This is a genomic window from Streptomyces sp. NPDC001544 (assembly GCF_042894285.1).
Taxonomy (GTDB): Bacteria; Actinomycetota; Actinomycetes; order Streptomycetales; family Streptomycetaceae; genus Streptomyces.
On sequence record NZ_JBIAVN010000002.1, the window covers coordinates 347138 to 363331 of the forward strand.

Here is a 16194-nt window from a genome sequence, read left to right on the forward strand (position 1 = left end):
GCTCCGCCCCTGCACCCCACCGGGGCTCCGCCACTGCACCCCACCGGGGCTTCGCCCCCTGCACCCCACCGGGGCTTCGCCCCCTGCACCCCACCGGGGCTTCGCCCCCTGCACCCCACCGGGGCTTCGCCCCCTGCACCCCACCAAGGGCTTCGCCCCCTGAACCACCGGGGGGCTCCGCCCCCTGAACCCCACCGGGGGGTCCGCCCCCTGGACCCCCATCGGCCTGAACGGCCTCGTCCTCAAAGGCCGGACGGGCTGAGAGTTCCTTGACCGGGCTGCAAAAGCGCACCGGTGCGAGAGATTGGAGTGTCTTCGTGCACCTCGACCACACCCCCACCCACACGACCGCCGCCCTCAGTGCCGATGCCCGCCTGCCCGGCGGAAGTCGGCGGGCGCTGCGGATCGGGCTCGGTGGGCCCGTCGGGTCCGGGAAGACCGCCACCGTGGCGGCGCTCTGCCGGGCGTTGCGGGACGAGATGTCGCTCGCGGTCGTCACGAACGACATCTACACCCGGGAGGACGCCGAGTTCCTGCTCAGGGAGGCCGTGCTGCCGCCGGAGCGGATCACGGCCGTGGAGACCGGCGCCTGTCCGCACACCGCGATCCGGGACGACATCTCCGCCAACCTCGAAGCCGTCGAGGACCTGGAGGAAGAGGTGGGGCCGTTGGACCTGATCCTGGTGGAGTCCGGCGGGGACAACCTGACCGCCACCTTCTCCAGGGGGCTGGTGGACGCGCAGATCTTCGTCATCGACGTGGCAGGCGGGGACGACATCCCGCGCAAGGGCGGGCCCGGCGTGACCACCGCCGACCTGCTCGTGGTCAACAAGACCGACCTCGCACCGTACGTCGGCTCCGACCTGGCGCGGATGGCCGCCGACGCGAAGGTGCAGCGCGGTGAACTGCCGGTCGTCTTCCAGTCGCTCAGGAGCGAGACGGGAGTGACGGACGTGGTCGACTGGGTGCGCGCCCGGCTCGCGGCGTGGACGGCATGACCGTGACCGGGGTGCGGGCCACCGCCCGGATCGTCGCCCGGGAGGACGGACGGGGCGGTACCGCACTGCCCGTGCTGGACGGCGAGGGGCCGCTGGCGCCGCGCCGGACCCGGGCGAGCGGGGCCGAAGCGCGGGTCGTGCTCGTCGGGGCGATGAGCGGGCCCCTCGGCGGTGACCGGTTCGACGTGACGGCGGAGGTGGGGCAGGGCGCCCGGCTGCACGTGGGCTCCGCCGCCGCGACCATCGCGTTGCCGGGGCAGCGGAAGGGGGAATCCCGGTACGACGTACGGCTCGTCGTGGCCGAGGGTGGCGAACTGCACTGGCTGCCCGAGCAGTTGATCTGTGCCCGCGGCAGCGACCTGTACGTCTCCACACGCGTCGATCTCGCGGCCGGGGCCCGGCTCGTGCTGCGCGAGGAGCAGGTACTGGGCCGGACCGGGGAGGAGCCCGGGCGCCTGACCAGCCGGCTCACCGTGCGGATCGCCGGGCGGACCGTGCTTGACCAGGAGCTGGCCTGCGGGCCCGGCGCGCCGGGCGGCTGGGACGGTCCCGCCGTGCTCGCGGGACATCGGGCCGTGGGGCAACTCGTCGTCGCCCGGCCCGAGTTCGAGCGGGAACCGGTGGCGCCACGGATGCTGGGGGAGGGGGCCGCCGTCGCGCCGCTCGCCGGGCCCGCGGTGCTGGTGACCGCCGTCGCGGCCGACGCGCTGCGACTGCGGCGGGTACTGGACGAGGCGCTGGCGCAGTTGGCCTGATCCGCTGAACGGGACGTCAACGTCCGGTTATCGGATTGGTAAAGAAGGTCAACGGCCCCTGTCCTCAGGTGGTTCACAGCCGCGAGGATCCTCCGTGACCATCCGCTGCGATGTACGGGGAGGGGCCCCACTTGAGGGACACGAGACCGAAGAACCGCGTGCTGGCGCTCGGTTCGGCCGGAGCACTCGTCACGGCCACCCTGCTGGCCGGTGCCGTCTCGGCGCCCACGGCCGGCGCGGCCGAGCGGCACGGCCAGGACCGGGAGGCGCGCGGCGCCGCGATCGCCGCCGCCCGGGCCGCCAAGGCCGGGATCGACTGGCACGACTGCCCGGCCGACTGGGGGCTGGAGAAGCCCATCCAGTGCGGCTGGGTCTCCGTACCGGTCGACTACGCCAAGCCGTACGGCAAGCAGATCAAGCTCGCCGTCGACCGTATCGGCAACACGGGGACCAAGGGGGAGCGCCAGGGCGCGCTCGTCTACAACCCCGGCGGCCCCGGCGGCTCCGGCATGCGCTTCCCGCGCCGGGTCACCACCAAGAACCCCCTGTGGGTCAACACCGCCAAGGCGTACGACTTCGTGGGCTTCGACCCGCGCGGTGTCGGTCACTCCGCGCCCATCTCCTGCATCGACCCGCAGGAGTTCGTCAAGGCGCCCAAGGCCGACCCGGTGCCGGACACCGAGGCGGACAAGACCGCCCAGCGCAAGCTGGCCCGCGAGTACGCGGACGGCTGCTACCAGCGCAGCGGCGGGATGCTGCCCTACATGACCACGCCGAACACCGCCCGCGACCTGGACGTCATCCGGGCCGCGCTCGGCGAGAAGAAGCTCAACTACCTCGGCGTCTCCTACGGCACCTACCTCGGCGCCGTCTACGGCACCCTCTTCCCGGGGCACGTCCGCCGGATGATCGTGGACAGCGTGGTCAACCCGTCCCGCCAGAACATCTGGTACGAGGCCAACCTGGAGCAGGACGTCGCCTTCGAGGGCCGCTGGAAGGACTGGGAGGACTGGGTCGCCGCCAACGACGCCAGCTTCCACCTCGGCACCACCCGGGCCGCCGTCCAGGACAAGTGGCTCCAGTTGCGCGCCACCGCCAAGAAGAACCCCATCGGCGGGGTCGTCGGCCCGGCCGAGCTGATCTCCTTCTTCCAGAGCGCCCCGTACTACGACTCCTCGTGGGTGCCGGTGGCGACGACGTTCAGCAAGTACTTCGCGGGTGACACCCAGGCGCTGGTCGATGCCGCCGCTCCGAACATGTCCGACACCGCGGGCAACATCACCTCGGAGAACAGCAACGCCGTCTACACGGCCGTCGAGTGCGCCGACGCCAAGTGGCCCACCAGCTGGCGCAAGTGGGACCGCGACAACACACGGCTCAACAAGAACTACCCGTTCATGACCTGGGCCAACGCCTGGATGAACCTGCCGTGCGCGACCTGGCCGGTCCAGCAGCAGACCCCGTTGCACGTCAAGACCCACAAGGGCCTGCCGCCGGTTCTCATCGTGCAGTCCACGCGTGACGCCGCCACCCCGTACGAGGGCGCCGTCGAACTGCACAAGAGCTTCAAAGGCTCCCGTCTGATCACCGAGAAGGACGCGGGCTCCCACGGCGTGACCGGCCTGGTCAACCCGTGTGTCAACGACCGGGTGGACACCTACCTGCTCACCGGCAAGCTGGACACCGCGGACGTCACCTGCGCTCCGCACGCCACGCCCAAGCCGTAGTCGCCTTACGACGACCGAGGGGCGGCCGGGATCCCGGCCGCCCCTTCGTCATGCCGGTCAGCTCAGCGGCAGCCGCGGGAAGCGGCGCTCCTTCTCGGCCCCCGCCGCGGCCTGCTCCGCCTTGACGACCGCCGCGTACTCGTCGACGTACTCCTGCTCGGACAGCGACAGCACGGCGTACATGATCTCGTCGGTGATGGCTCGCAGGACGGCCTTCTCGTGCTCCATGCCCGCGTAGCGGGAGAAGTCCAGCGGCTCGCCGAAACGGATGGCGATGGGGCGGATGCGCGGGATGACGCGCCCCGGCGGCTGCGCCTCGAAGGTGCCGATCATCGCGCAGGGGACGACCGGTACTCCTGCCTGCAGCGCCATCACCGCGACGCCGACCTTGCCCTTGTACAGACGGCCGTCGTGTGAGCGGGTGCCCTCGGGGTAGATGCCGAGCAGTTCACCCTTGCGGAGTACGCCGAGCCCCTCGCGGATCGCGGCCTGGCCGGCCTCCTTGCCGGAGCGGTCGACCGGGATCTGGCCGGCGCTGCGGAAGAAGAACGCGGTCAGGCGGCCCTTCACGCCCGGTCCGGTGAAGTACTCGGCCTTGGCCAGGAAGGTGATGCGCCGTTTGAGGATGGCCGGCATCAGGAAGTGGTCCGCGAAGGACAGGTGGTTGCCGGCGATGATGGCCGCTCCGGAGGACGGCACGTGATCGAGGCCCTCGATGCGGGGCCGGAAAACCAGCCTCAGCAGCGGCCCCAACAGCACGTACTTGAGCAGGTAGTAGAACAAGGGGTCGCTCCTCACTCCGGGTGGATCGGCTCAACCGCAGAGTTCTCGCAGGTCAACCGGCATGTCAAACGGGGTGTCAGTGTAAGTGCAGCCGTAGTCCGGTGGAACCGGTTCCGCCCGTGTCGATGACGACCCGCCACCGGCCTTCCTGACGGGCGGCCGGAGTGGAGAATACCCCTGGGGGGTATATGGTTGGCGGAGTCGAGAGATCGCGAAAGGGGAGGCCGACGATGGACCACGCGACGCATGACCACCAGCACCATGAGCACCAGGGACACCAGGGGCACCATCAGGCGGCCGGTACGTCCTGGAGCATGGCCGCCCGGGCCACACTCCACTGCCTCACCGGCTGCGCCATCGGCGAGATCCTCGGCCTGGTCATCGGCACGGCGGCCGGCCTGCACAACGCGGCCACCGTGGTCATCTCCATCGTCCTGGCGTTCGTCTTCGGTTACGCGCTGACCATGCGGGGCGTCCTGCGCGCCGGCGTCCCCCTGGGGCAGGCGGTCAGGGTCGCGCTGGCCGCCGACACCGTGTCCATCGCGGTGATGGAACTGATCGACAACACGGTGATGGTCGGCGTGCCCGGCGCCATGGACGCGGGCCTTTCCGACTGGCTGTTCTGGGCCTCACTCGTGCTGTCGCTGGCTCTGGCGTTCGTGCTGACCACCCCAGTGAACCGGTGGATGATCGGCCGCGGCAAGGGGCACGCGGTCGTGCACGCCCACCACTGAGCACCGGCCGGCCCGTCCGGCAGGACCGGCCCGTGCCGCCCCTCACGAGCCACCGGTGGCGCCACCGACGGTGATGTCCGTCTTCATGCCGAGGTCCTTGTGCCCGTCCACCGGGCAGTACAGCTCGTAGGAGCCGTTCTTCAGCGTGACCCTGAGCTGCGCCGACCGACCCGGAGCGACGTCGTGGGGCAGCCGTACGTCACCGCCCTGCCCCTCGACCTCCAAGGAGTGCGCGATGTGCCCCTTGTTCTCGGCGACGAAGGTGTAGTCACCGGACTTGAACGACTTCGACGACAGGGTCAGCCTGTACTCGGTCATCTGCACCGTCACCGTCGTCCCCGTCGGCTTGCCGTTTGCCGACGGGGAGGACGCGGGGGAAGACGACGGAGAGGGCGACGCGGAGGACGTGGTCCCGCTTCCCCCGCTGCCGTACCCCGAGTTCCCGCACGCCGTGAGCACGGCGGCCAGCGTCATCACGCCCGCCCCCACCGCCGCTCCGCTCCGGCTGAGTGTTCCAGCCATGGCCGGTACTCCTCGCTGCGTCAGCGTTCTGAGATGTCGGGCCTGACGGAGACCGGTTCGCGCGCCGACCCGTACCGCCTTCCCGGCGAGGTGCCACGGGCCACCCGGCCGCCCAGCCACGCAAGGAAGGCAAGGACGAAGAGCCCCTCGACGAGCAGGGACAGCGGGCCGTACGGCGTCTCCCAGCCGGATTCGTCATAGCCGGCCGGCAGTCCGACGGTGCGCGACAGCGCAAAGCCGACGATCATTCCGAGGCTGACCAGGGCCCCGGTCAGCCAAGCGGCCAGCGGGCGCCTCATGGCGACCAGCGCCACCGCCACCGCCGACATGACGGCGCTCCCCACCGCGAAGAGGACGCCGATGTAGAACATCTCCTCCAGGTGGTCGGGGACGAGGAGCGTGTGCAGCGCCGCATTGGCCACGGCGCAGCACACCCCCAGTCCCGTGAGGCCGGCTTCGACGGCATGGGTGGGATTCATCGTGGCTCCAGGTGTTCCGCTCCTGTGAGGGATACGGAGAACAGCTCCCGGCGGATTGCGCCCACCGAGCACCCGGAACCGCGCACCTCAGCTTCCCCGGACGAGCACCCGCTCCAACGTGCCCAGCGCGGAACGCAGTTCCTCCGCCGTGATGGTCAGCGGCGGGGCCAGCCGGATCGTCGAGCCGTGGGTGTCCTTGACCAGGATCCCCTCCCGCATGAGACGTTCGCTGACCTCGCGGCCGGTGCCGAGGGCGGGGTCGACGTCGACGCCCGCCCACAGCCCGCGCGAACGGAAGCCGACCACGCCCCGGCCGGTCAGCCCGGCCAGCCCCTCGCGCAGCACGGCGCCCAGCTCGGCCGCCCGGCGCTGGAACTCACCCGTCTCGAGCAGCTCGACGACCGCCGTGCCGACCGCCGCCGCGAGCGGGTTGCCGCCGAACGTGGAGCCGTGCTCGCCCGGCCGCAGCACACCGAGGACCTTGCGGCGGCCCACCACGGCCGACACCGGCACGATCCCGCCACCCAGCGCCTTGCCGAGCAGCACCAGGTCCGGGACGACGTCCTCGTGCTCGACGGCGAGCGTACGGCCGGTGCGGCCCAGCCCCGACTGGATCTCGTCGGCGACGAACAGACAGCCCGCGCGCCGGGTCAGCTCGCGGACCCCGCGCAGATAGCCGTCGGCGGGGACGATCACGCCCGCCTCGCCCTGGACCGGTTCGATCAGCACGGCCGCCGTCGTCTCGTCGACCGCCTCCTCCAGCGCGGCCAGGTCGTCGTACGGGACGATCCGGAAACCCGGCGCGAAGGGGCCGAAGCCCGCGCGGGCCGTCTCGTCGGTGGAGAAGCCGACGATCGTCGTCGTACGGCCGTGGAAGTTCTCCGCCGCCACCACGATCGTCGCCCGGTCCGCGGGAACGCCCTTCACCTCGTACGCCCACTTGCGGGCCACCTTGATGCCGCTCTCCACGGCCTCGGCGCCGGTGTTCATCGGCAGCACCATGTCCTGCCCGGTCAGCGCGGCGAGCCGCTCGGCGAAGGAGGCGAGCCGGTCGTTGTGGAAGGCGCGCGAGGTCAGCGTCAGCAGGTCGAGCTGGCGGTGGGCGGCCTCGATCAGCGCGGGGTGGCGGTGGCCGAAGTTGAGCGCCGAGTAGCCGGCCAGCATGTCGAGGTAGCGGCGGCCCTCGACGTCCTCCACCCAGGCGCCCTCGGCCCGGGCGACCACCACCGGCAGCGGATGGTAGTTGTGCGCGAGGACCGGCTCCTCCGCGCGGATCAGGTCGGCGGAGGTACGGGTGCGTGCGGGTGCGCTCATGAGCGGATCTCCTGGGTGCAGCACTTGATGCCGCCGCCGGCCTTGTGGAACTCCGACAGGTCGACGGGGACGGGGACGTAGCCGTGCTCGGCGAGGCGGCCGGCGAGTGCCTCGGCCCGCGGCGCGATGAAGACGTGCCGGCCGTCGGACACCGAGTTGAGGCCGAACGCCATCGCGTCGTCGCGGGTGGCGAGCACCGCGTTCGGGTACAGGCGCGCGAGCACCTCCCGGCTGCCGGCCGAGAAGGCCTCGGGGTAGTAGGCGATGTTGTCGTCGTCGAGGACGAAGAGTGCGGTGTCCAGGTGGTAGAAGTACGGGTCCACCAGCGTCAGGCTGATCACCGGGTGACCGAAGTACTCCTGCACCTCGCGGTGCGCCTCACGCGTCGTGCGGAAGCCGGTCCCGGCCAGCAGGTACCGGCCCGTCCACACCAGGTCGCCCTCGCCCTCGCAGACGGACTCGGGACGGCGCACGTCGAACCCGGCCGACCTGAACCAGGTGTCGTAGTGGGCCGACTCGGGGCGCCGCTCCGGCGCGTGGAAGAGGGAGCCGAAGACCCGGCCGTCGACGACCACCGCGGAGTTCGCGGCGAAGACCATGTCCGGCAGGCCGGGGGCCGGGTCCACGGTGTCGACGGTGTGGCCGTGGGTGCGGTAGGCGCTCATCAGCGCCTGCCACTGCTCCCGGGCCAGATCCACGTCGACGCTGGTGTCGGGATGCATCCAGGGATTGATCGCGTACTGCACGGCGAAGTGTCTGGGTTCGCAGACGAGGAAGCGCCTGAGGCGCGGTACACGGCTGTCGGGCACAGAGGGGTTCCTCCGCTTCCTGCGGTGCCGAACGAGGGTTGACTCCAAGGTAAGAACGGACCCGGACGCGCGACAAGGAACGACACCTGCGTCTTCGCGCAGGATCACTGCGTTGTGAACCCGGTCAGCGCACGTCTGCTGCGTGCGGCCCGTCCCCGTCCGGGGCGGCCTGGGTGGCTCCCGCCTCCGGGCTTTCCGGGAGGAGGTGGGACAGCACCATCACGCTGATCGTCTTCCTGATGAACGGCTCCGTGCGGATCCGCTCCAGCACCTCCTCGAAGTGCTCCACGTCCCGTGCCCGCACGTGCAGCAGCGCGTCCGCGCCGCCCGTCACGGTCATGGCCGCCGTGATCTCCGGATGGTTGCGGACCACCTCGGCCAGCCGCCTCGGCGGCGCCGCCCCCTCGCAGTACACCTCCACGTACGCCTCCGTGCGCCAGCCCAGTGCCGACGGCTTCACGGTGGCCGTGAACCCCGTGATCACACCGGTGTCCCGCAGCCGGTCCACCCGCCGCTTCACCGCGGTGGCCGACAGCCCGATCGCCGCACCGATCTCGGCGAAGCTGGTCCTGGCGTTCGCCATCAACGCCGTGATGATCTTGCGGTCGAGCTCGTCGAACGGGACGGTCCTGCTGTTCATGTCGGCACTGTATCCAGCGGCGACGTCCACACCGGCACATGTCCAGGCGTGCGGATTCCTCCTACACTCCACGTTCATGCTGCGCGCCCTCGCCGTCGACGACGAACGGCCCTCGCTGGAAGAGCTCGTGTACCTGCTCAACGCCGACCCGCGCATCGCCGCCGCCGAGGGCGCCGGGGACGCCACCGGGGCGCTGCGCCGCATCACCCGCGCCCTGGAGTCCGGGCCGGCCGGGCCCGACGCCATCGACGTGGTCTTCCTCGACATCCAGATGCCCGGCCTCGACGGACTGGAGATGGCCCGGTTGCTGACCGGGTTCGCCCGGCCGCCGCTGGTCGTCTTCGTCACCGCCCACGAGGACTTCGCCGTGCGGGCGTTCGACCTGGAGGCGGTCGACTACGTGCTCAAGCCCGTCCGCAGGGAACGCCTCGCCGAAGCCGTCCGCCGGGCCGCCGAACTGCGCGGCACCGCACCGCCGATACCCGTGCACGAACCCGACCCCGACCAGATACCCGTCGAACGCGGCGGCGTGACCCGCTTCCTCGCCGTCGACGACATCACCCACGTGGAGGCGCACGGCGACTACGCCCGCCTGCACACCGGCACCGGCAGCCACCTCGTCCGCATCCCGCTGTCCGCCCTGGAGGAACGCTGGCGGGCCCGCGGTTTCGTCCGCATCCACCGCCGGCACCTCGTCGCCCTGCGCCACATCGGCGAACTCCGCCTGGACGCGGGCACCGTGAGCGTCCTGGTCGGCGACGAGGAACTCCAGGTCAGCCGACGGCACGCCCGCGAACTGCGGGACCTGCTGATGCGCCGGACCGCGGGGTAGGGATGCCGCTGTGGAGCCCACCGAACGCCGAGTCACCGTCACCGGACCGCCCCGCCGCATCCGCGGCAGGACCTCCGGCTACTACCGGCCGCGCACCGAGATCGACGAGCTCACCACCCTCGGCCACACCTACCTGCGCTCCCTGATGCGCAGTCAACTGCGGGCCGCACTGACCGGCTTCGCGGTCCTCGCCCTGCTCGTCGGCCCGCTCCCGCTGGTCTTCGCGGCCGCCCCCGACGCCCGCCGCCTGTCCTGGGCGGTGCTCGGGTTCTGCCTGTACGCACCGCTGATCCTGGTCGCCCGCTGGTACGTGCGCCGCGCCGAACGCAACGAGCGCGACTTCGTGCGCCTGGTGGAAGACCGGTGAACTCCGGTTACGCGGTGCCCGCCGTCGCCCTCGTCGTCGTGGCCACCGTCCTCGTCGGTGCCTTCGGCCTGCGTGTCTCCCGCACCACCTCCGACTTCTACGTCGCCTCCCGCACCGTCGGCCCCCGCCTCAACGCGGCCGCCATCAGTGGCGAGTACCTCTCCGCCGCCTCCTTCCTCGGCATCGCGGGGCTGGTCCTGGTGCAGGGCCCGGACATGCTCTGGTACCCGGTCGGCTACACGGCCGGCTACCTCGTCCTGCTCCTCTTCGTCGCCGCCCCGCTGCGCCGTTCCGGCGCCTACACGCTGCCGGACTTCGCCGAGGCACGGCTCGCCTCACAGGGCGTGCGACGACTGGCCGGGGCCTTCGTGGTCGGCGTCGGCTGGCTGTACCTGCTGCCCCAACTACAGGGCGCGGGGCTGACCTTGACGGTGCTCACCGGAGCCCCCGACCCGCTCGGCGGGATCATCGTGGCCGTGGTCGTGGTGGCGACCGTCGCCGCGGGCGGCATGCGCAGCATCACGTTCGTGCAGGCCTTCCAGTACTGGCTCAAGCTCACGGCGCTCCTCGTCCCCGCCCTCTTCCTCGTCCTCGCCTGGCAGACCGACGGCGGCCCGAGACCCGCCCTCGCGGAACCGGCCGCCTTCCGCGAGCAGCGCACCGTCCTCGTCGACGACACCCTCGACCTCCGGCTCCGGGGGCCGCTCACGATCACCGTCAGCGGCAGGATCGACGGCCGCGTCCACGACGGCACCCGGCTCCGCCTGCCCGCGGGCACCCACCGCATCGAGGGCGGCACCCGCCTGACCTTCGCCCGGGGCACCCCCGTCCCCGCCGCCGACCGGGGCAGCAACGGCGGCATGTCCACCTCCCTCGCGGCGAGCCGCGAGGAACGCCCGCTGTACGCCACGTACGGGCTGATCCTGGCCACGTTCCTCGGCACCATGGGGCTGCCGCACGTCGTCGTCCGCTTCTACACCAGCCCGCACGGTGTCGCCGCCCGCCGCACCACGGTCGCCGTCCTCGCCCTGATCGGCGGCTTCTACCTGCTGCCGCCGGTGTACGGAGCCCTCGGCCGCCTGTACGCCCCCGAACTCACCCTCAGCGGTGACGCGGACGCCGCCGTCCTGCTGCTGCCCGGCCGGATGATCGGCGGCGTCGGCGGCGACCTGCTGGGCGCGCTGGTGGCGGGCGGCGCCTTCGCCGCGTTCCTGTCCACCGCCTCGGGCCTGACCATGGCCGTCGCCGGAGTGCTCACCCAGGACGTACTGCCCTCACGCGGGGTACGGCACTTCCGGCTGGGCACGGTGCTCGCCATGGCCGTGCCGCTCGCGGCGAGCATGCTGGTGGGCGGCCTGCCGGTGGCCGACGCGGTCGGGCTGGCCTTCGCCGTCTCGGCCTCGTCCTTCTGCCCGCTGCTGGTCCTCGGCATCTGGTGGCGGCGACTGACCCCGCCCGGCGCGGCCGCGGGCATGCTGGTGGGCGGCGGCTCGGCCTTCCTCGCCGTCGCCGCGACCATGGCCGGCTTCCCCGGCACCGGCCCGCTGCACGCCCTGCTCGCCTGGCCCGCCCTGTGGTCGGTGCCGCTGGGCTTCCTCACCATGGTGCTGGTGTCCCTGGCCACCCCGGCCCGGGTGCCGCCCGGCACGACGGCGATCCTGGCCCGCTTCCACCTGCCCGAGGAACTGCGGTCCGAGGTGACGGCTTGAGCGGCTTCCTCGCGGGTCTGTGTGCCGCCGTCCTGCCGCTGCTGGCGGCCGGATTCTGGATCGGACGGCGTACCGCCCGGCCCGGGAGCCCGGGAGACCTCGGTACTCCGGTCGAGCACGCCACCTTCCAGACCCTGCACACCGCCTCCCTCGCCGCGCCCCCGCTGCGGGCCGGGCTGACCGGGGAGACCGCCCGGAAGTCGGCCCGGGGCCTGCGCACCCTGCTCGGCACGGAGGCGCTGTGCCTGACCGACCTGGCGGAGGTACTGGTCTGGGACGGGGCGGGCGGCCACCATCGCGCCGAGGTCATGGACCGGCTGGCGGAACCGCTCCAGACCGGCCGCGGGGAGGCGTTCCGGCTGAGCTGCGAGACCCCCGACTGCCCGGTCCGTTGGGCCGTCGTCGCCCCCCTCACCGTCGACGACCGGGTGCACGGCGCGCTGGTCGCCTGCGCCCCGCGCGAGTCCGCGGTCCTGGTCCGCGCGGCCGGTGAGGTGGCCCGCTGGGTCAGCGTCCAGCTGGAGCTCGCGGATCTCGACCGGTCCCGCACCCGGCTCATCGAGGCCGAGATCAAGGCCCTGCGTGCCCAGATATCCCCGCACTTCATCTTCAACTCGCTCGCGGTGATCGCCTCGTTCGTGCGCACCGACCCGGAACGGGCTCGGGAGCTCCTGCTGGAGTTCGCCGACTTCACCCGCTACTCGTTCCGCAGGCACGGCGACTTCACCACCCTCGCCGACGAACTGCACGCCATCGACCACTACCTGGCACTGGTCCGGGCCCGCTTCGGCGACCGCCTCTCCGTCACCCTGCAGATCGCCCCCGAGGTGCTGCCGGTCTCCCTGCCCTTCCTGTGCCTGCAGCCCCTCGTGGAGAACGCCGTCAAGCACGGCCTGGAGGGCAAGGCCGACGCCTGCCACATCCAGATCACCGCGCAGGACGCGGGCGCCGAGGCCCTCGTCGTCATCGAGGACGACGGCGTCGGCATGGAGCCCGCGCTGCTGCGCCGGATCCTCGCCGGCGAGGCCGGCCCGTCCGGCGGCATCGGTCTGTCCAACGTCGACGACCGGCTCCGCCAGGTGTACGGCGACGACCGCGGCCTCGTCATCGAGACGGCGGTCGGCGCGGGCATGAAGATCACCGCCCGGCTGCCCAAGTACCAGCCCGGCGTCCACTCGGCGGGCCGGCTCACGGCCGGCTGAACGCGGCCGGTCGCGTGCCCTGCGTGGTCAGCTGCTCTGCGTCATGATCATGGCGAGCGTGAGCAGCCCCAGCACGACCCAGCCGAACCACAGCCAGCCGTTGCTGCCGAGCGCCACCGTGTAGGCCGTCACCACCACCAGCCCGCCGACGGTGAGCACCCCCATGGCCTTTGTGGAACCGTTCGTGGAACCGGGCATCGCACCAGCCTCCTGTAGGGTCCGTCCCCCCATGGTGCCCCGGAAGACCGGCTTTCTCAGCCCTTGCGCGCGTTCAGCGAGGCCAGGTAGGCGTTGTACGCCTCCAGCTCCTGGTCCCCGTCACGGTCGGCGGCCCGGTCCTTGCGCTTGGCCTGCCGCTTCTCCGAGCTGTACCACTGGAACAGCAGCGCGATCAGCACCAGTACGGACGGGATCTCACTGAACGCCCAGGCGATGCCGCCGGCCGCGTTCTGGTCGGCGAGCGCGTCGATGCCGAGCGAGGCGGGCGGGTTCCGGAACGTCTCCACCATCGGCGTCGAGGCCATCATCAGCGCGATTCCGAAGAACGCGTGGAACGGCATGCCCGCGAACAGCTCCAGCATCCGCAGCAGGTGCCCGGGCCGGTGCGGACCCGGGTCCACGCCGATGATCGGCCAGAAGAACACCACGCCCACCGCGAGGAAGTGCACCATCATCGCGACGTGCCCGGTCTTCGACCCCATCAGGAAGTCGAAGATCGGCGTGAAGTACAGCGCGTACAGGCTCGCGATGAACAGCGGGATCGTGAACACCGGGTGGGTGATCACCCGCATGTACCGGCTGTGCAGCAGCGCCAGCAGCAGCTCGCGCGGGCCCTTGCGGCCCCTGCCCGCGGTCGGCAGGGCGCGCAGCGCCAGCGTCACCGGCGCGCCCAGCAGCACCAGGATCGGCGACAGCATGCTGATGATCATGTGCTGCACCATGTGCACGCTGAACATGACCATGCCGTAGTCGTTCAGCCGGGTGCACATCACCAGCCCGATGGTCAGCACACCCGCGACGTACGACACCGTCCGGCCGACCGGCCAGGCGTCACCGCGCCGCCGCAGCCGCACGACCCCCCAGCCGTACAGCCCCAGCCCCACCAGGCAGGCGACGAGGAAGAACGGGTCCGCCGACCAGTGAAGACCCCGCCCCAGCGTGAACGGCGGCAGATCCATGACCATGCCGTGCCCGCTGTGATCCATCGCCGGCTCCTGATTCGTGGGGGTTGTACGCGTCTGTCCGCCCCCAAGACTAGAACCGCCCCCGGTCACGTCCGCGACCGGGGGCAGGGAGTCCGCCAGGACCCCTCAGAGCACGCACTCCGCCTCGTCGTACCGCTGCGAAGGCACCGTCTTCAGTGTCTCCACGGCCTCCGCCAGGGACACCATCACGATGTCCGTACCGCGCAGCGCCGTCATCCTGCCGAACTCCCCGCGGTGCACCGCCTCCACCGCGTGCCAGCCGAAGCGCGTGGCCAGGACCCGGTCGTACGCGGTGGGCGTGCCACCGCGCTGCACATGCCCGAGGATGACCGGACGGGCCTCCTTGCCCAGCCGCTGCTCCAGCTCGACGGAGAGCTGCCGGGCGATCCCGGCGAAACGCTCGTGGCCGTAGATGTCCTTGCCGCCCTCGTCGAACTCCATGGAGCCGGCCTTCGGCTTGGCACCCTCGGCCGCCACCACGATCGCGAACCGCTTGCCCGCCTCGAACCGCTCGCCGACCTTCCGGGTCAGCTCCTCGATGTCGAAGGGGCGCTCCGGCACCACGATGGCGTGCGCGCCGGCCGCCATGCCGGAGTGCAGCGCGATCCAGCCGGTGTGGCGGCCCATGACCTCCACGATCAGTACACGCTGATGGGACTCGGCGGTGGTCTTCAGCCGGTCCAGGGCCTCGGTGGCGACGCCGACGGCCGTGTCGAAGCCGAAGGTGACGTCCGTGACCGCGATGTCGTTGTCGATGGTCTTCGGCACGCCGACGATGGGCAGGCCGTTGTCCGACAGCAGGCGGGCCGCCTTCAGCGTGCCCTCACCGCCGATCGGGATGATCGCGTCCAGGCCGAGCTCCTCGACATGCCCCTTGGCCCGCGCCACACCGTCCCGCAGATGCTCCGGGCGGACCCGGGAGGAGCCGAGGATGGTGCCGCCACGCGCCAGGATGCCGCTCACGGCGTCGAGGTCGAGCTTGAGGTAGTCGCACTCCAGGAGACCCTTCCAGCCGTCCAGGAACCCGATGACCTCGTCGCCGTGGTCGACGACGGCACGGTGCACGACGGACCGGATGACGGCGTTCAGGCCGGGGCAGTCGCCGCCGGACGTGAGGACACCAATGCGCATAGCCCGATTACCTTCTAGACGTGGGCCGGGTAACCGGACCACGCTGTCCGGCTGGATCCCGGCCACCCTACCGGCGGGAGGGGGTGGCTCCGCAGCAGGCGTCCGCCTGCTGGACGCGCCCGCACATGTGAGCGGACGGACCGTCAGGCGGGCCTGTGGACCACTCTGCCGGACAGCGCTTGAAGGGGCCTTAAAGGACTGTGTAACCGCACCTACGCAGGCTGCTGCGCAGCCCTACCTACGCAGGCTGCTGCGCAGCCGCGATGCGCTCGTTGCGGAGTGCCTCGTACCACCGGTCGTCGATCGGCGGCAGCGCGTTGACGTCCAGCGCCAGCTTCAGCAGCAGGTCGGCGATCTGCGGGTTGCGGGCGAGGGCGGGCCCGTGCATGTACGTACCGAAGACGGTGTCGTTGTACGCGCCCTCGGTGCCGTCGCCGGTGCCGTTGCCCTTGCCCAGGCGGACCTGGGCGAGGGGACGGGCGGTGGGGCCGAGATGGGTGATGCCCTGGTGGTTCTCGAAGCCGGTCAGCGGGGGCAGGCCCAGGCGCGGGTCGATGTCCGCGAGGACGTCGCCGACGCACCGCTCGCCCTCGTTGCGCACCGTGGTCACGTCCAGCAGACCGAGGCCGGGCTCGCGCTGACCGAGGTCGTTGACGAACTCGTGGCCGAGGATCTGGTAGCCGGCGCAGACCGCGAAGACGATCGCGCCGTTCTGCACCGCCTGGTACAGGTGCCCGTCCCGGCGCAGCCGCTCGGCGGCGAGCCGCTGCGGCCGGTCCTCGCCGCCGCCGATCAGGTAGATGTCACCGGAGGTGGGGATCGGCTGGTCGCTGCGCACGTCGAGCCGCGCCACGTCCAGACCGCGCTGCCGGGCCCGCCGCTCGATGACCAGCGCGTTGCCCTGGTCGCCGTAGGTGCTCAGCAGGTCCGGGTAGATCCACACCAGCCGCAGTTGGTTGTCGCTCATGAAGGGATCGTCACTCCGTT

General features: G+C 71.5%; 18 protein-coding genes. 8 read left to right on the forward strand and 10 right to left on the reverse strand.

Annotated elements, in window-relative coordinates; translation table 11 throughout:
• The first annotated feature begins 317 nt into the window (after window positions 1-317).
• From ureG to ACFY0F_RS06935, 3 genes are all read left to right on the forward strand, one after another.
• Window positions 318-998: an urease accessory protein UreG gene (gene ureG / locus ACFY0F_RS06925; protein WP_388790067.1), complete on the forward strand. Its 681-nt coding sequence runs from the start codon at window positions 318-320 to the stop codon at window positions 996-998.
• Complete coding sequence (locus ACFY0F_RS06930) at window positions 995-1753, forward strand: urease accessory protein UreD (RefSeq protein ID WP_388791305.1); 759 nt, start codon at window positions 995-997, stop codon at window positions 1751-1753. Before ureG ends, ACFY0F_RS06930 begins: the two co-directional genes overlap by 4 nt.
• A gap of 131 nt (window positions 1754-1884) precedes the next feature.
• The gene (locus tag ACFY0F_RS06935; protein WP_388790069.1) at window positions 1885-3480 is read left to right on the forward strand and encodes an alpha/beta hydrolase; all 1596 of its coding nucleotides are present in this window, start codon (window positions 1885-1887) and stop codon (window positions 3478-3480) included.
• Between the two features lie 57 nt (window positions 3481-3537).
• Here the strand turns inward: ACFY0F_RS06935 and ACFY0F_RS06940 are convergent, their stop codons facing one another.
• On the reverse strand, window positions 3538-4263 hold the full coding sequence (locus tag ACFY0F_RS06940) for a lysophospholipid acyltransferase family protein (protein WP_388790072.1): 726 nt from the start codon (window positions 4261-4263) through the stop codon (window positions 3538-3540).
• Between the two features lie 230 nt (window positions 4264-4493).
• On the opposite strand from ACFY0F_RS06940, the gene ACFY0F_RS06945 reads away from it, so the two are divergent.
• Entirely contained in the window at window positions 4494-4997 is a 504-nt protein-coding gene (locus ACFY0F_RS06945; protein WP_388790075.1) for a DUF4396 domain-containing protein, read from the forward strand.
• A gap of 42 nt (window positions 4998-5039) precedes the next feature.
• Here ACFY0F_RS06945 and ACFY0F_RS06950 read toward each other — a convergent pair whose 3' ends face one another.
• The 5 genes from ACFY0F_RS06950 to ACFY0F_RS06970 all read right to left on the reverse strand — a co-directional run bounded on the left by ACFY0F_RS06950 (window position 5040) and on the right by ACFY0F_RS06970 (window position 8761).
• Window positions 5040-5519 (reverse strand): copper-binding protein, encoded by a 480-nt coding sequence (locus ACFY0F_RS06950; RefSeq protein ID WP_388790078.1) that lies wholly within the window; start codon window positions 5517-5519, stop codon window positions 5040-5042.
• A gap of 20 nt (window positions 5520-5539) precedes the next feature.
• Window positions 5540-5998 carry a hypothetical protein gene (locus tag ACFY0F_RS06955; RefSeq protein ID WP_388790081.1) on the reverse strand — a complete coding sequence of 153 codons (459 nt, stop codon included), beginning with the start codon at window positions 5996-5998 and terminating at the stop codon, window positions 5540-5542.
• An 87-nt stretch (window positions 5999-6085) separates the two neighbouring features.
• Window positions 6086-7312 (reverse strand): ornithine--oxo-acid transaminase, encoded by a 1227-nt coding sequence (rocD, locus tag ACFY0F_RS06960; protein ID WP_388790083.1) that lies wholly within the window; start codon window positions 7310-7312, stop codon window positions 6086-6088.
• Window positions 7309-8121: a dimethylargininase gene (ddaH, locus tag ACFY0F_RS06965; protein WP_388790086.1), complete on the reverse strand. Its 813-nt coding sequence runs from the start codon at window positions 8119-8121 to the stop codon at window positions 7309-7311. Before ddaH ends, rocD begins: the two co-directional genes overlap by 4 nt.
• 124 nt (window positions 8122-8245) lie before the next feature.
• Complete coding sequence (locus ACFY0F_RS06970; RefSeq protein ID WP_388790088.1) at window positions 8246-8761, reverse strand: Lrp/AsnC family transcriptional regulator; 516 nt, start codon at window positions 8759-8761, stop codon at window positions 8246-8248.
• Between the two features lie 76 nt (window positions 8762-8837).
• Between ACFY0F_RS06970 and ACFY0F_RS06975 the strand changes: the two genes are divergently transcribed.
• The 4 genes from ACFY0F_RS06975 to ACFY0F_RS06990 are packed head-to-tail and all read left to right on the forward strand — an operon-like array spanning window position 8838 to window position 12871.
• A complete protein-coding gene (locus ACFY0F_RS06975) occupies window positions 8838-9593 on the forward strand; it encodes a LytR/AlgR family response regulator transcription factor (protein ID WP_388790091.1) in 756 nt (251 codons plus the stop codon).
• Between the two features lie 10 nt (window positions 9594-9603).
• Window positions 9604-9960, forward strand: coding sequence for a hypothetical protein (locus ACFY0F_RS06980; RefSeq protein WP_388790094.1), 357 nt, complete (start codon window positions 9604-9606; stop codon window positions 9958-9960).
• On the forward strand, window positions 9957-11669 hold the full coding sequence (locus ACFY0F_RS06985) for a cation acetate symporter (protein WP_388790096.1): 1713 nt from the start codon (window positions 9957-9959) through the stop codon (window positions 11667-11669). The genes ACFY0F_RS06980 and ACFY0F_RS06985 overlap by 4 nt, the downstream gene beginning before the upstream one ends.
• Window positions 11666-12871: a sensor histidine kinase gene (locus ACFY0F_RS06990; RefSeq protein WP_388790098.1), complete on the forward strand. Its 1206-nt coding sequence runs from the start codon at window positions 11666-11668 to the stop codon at window positions 12869-12871. The genes ACFY0F_RS06985 and ACFY0F_RS06990 overlap by 4 nt, the downstream gene beginning before the upstream one ends.
• Window positions 12872-12898: 27 nt before the next feature.
• Here the strand turns inward: ACFY0F_RS06990 and ACFY0F_RS06995 are convergent, their stop codons facing one another.
• From ACFY0F_RS06995 to ACFY0F_RS07010, 4 genes are all read right to left on the reverse strand, one after another.
• Window positions 12899-13069, reverse strand: a complete 171-nt coding sequence (locus ACFY0F_RS06995; protein ID WP_388790101.1) for a hypothetical protein — start codon at window positions 13067-13069, stop codon at window positions 12899-12901.
• 56 nt (window positions 13070-13125) lie between these two features.
• Window positions 13126-14076: a cytochrome c oxidase assembly protein gene (locus ACFY0F_RS07000; protein WP_388790103.1), complete on the reverse strand. Its 951-nt coding sequence runs from the start codon at window positions 14074-14076 to the stop codon at window positions 13126-13128.
• A 105-nt stretch (window positions 14077-14181) separates the two neighbouring features.
• Complete coding sequence (locus ACFY0F_RS07005; protein WP_388790106.1) at window positions 14182-15207, reverse strand: 6-phosphofructokinase; 1026 nt, start codon at window positions 15205-15207, stop codon at window positions 14182-14184.
• A 238-nt stretch (window positions 15208-15445) separates the two neighbouring features.
• Entirely contained in the window at window positions 15446-16174 is a 729-nt protein-coding gene (locus ACFY0F_RS07010) for a type 1 glutamine amidotransferase (RefSeq protein WP_388790108.1), read from the reverse strand.
• Window positions 16175-16194 lie beyond the last annotated feature (20 nt).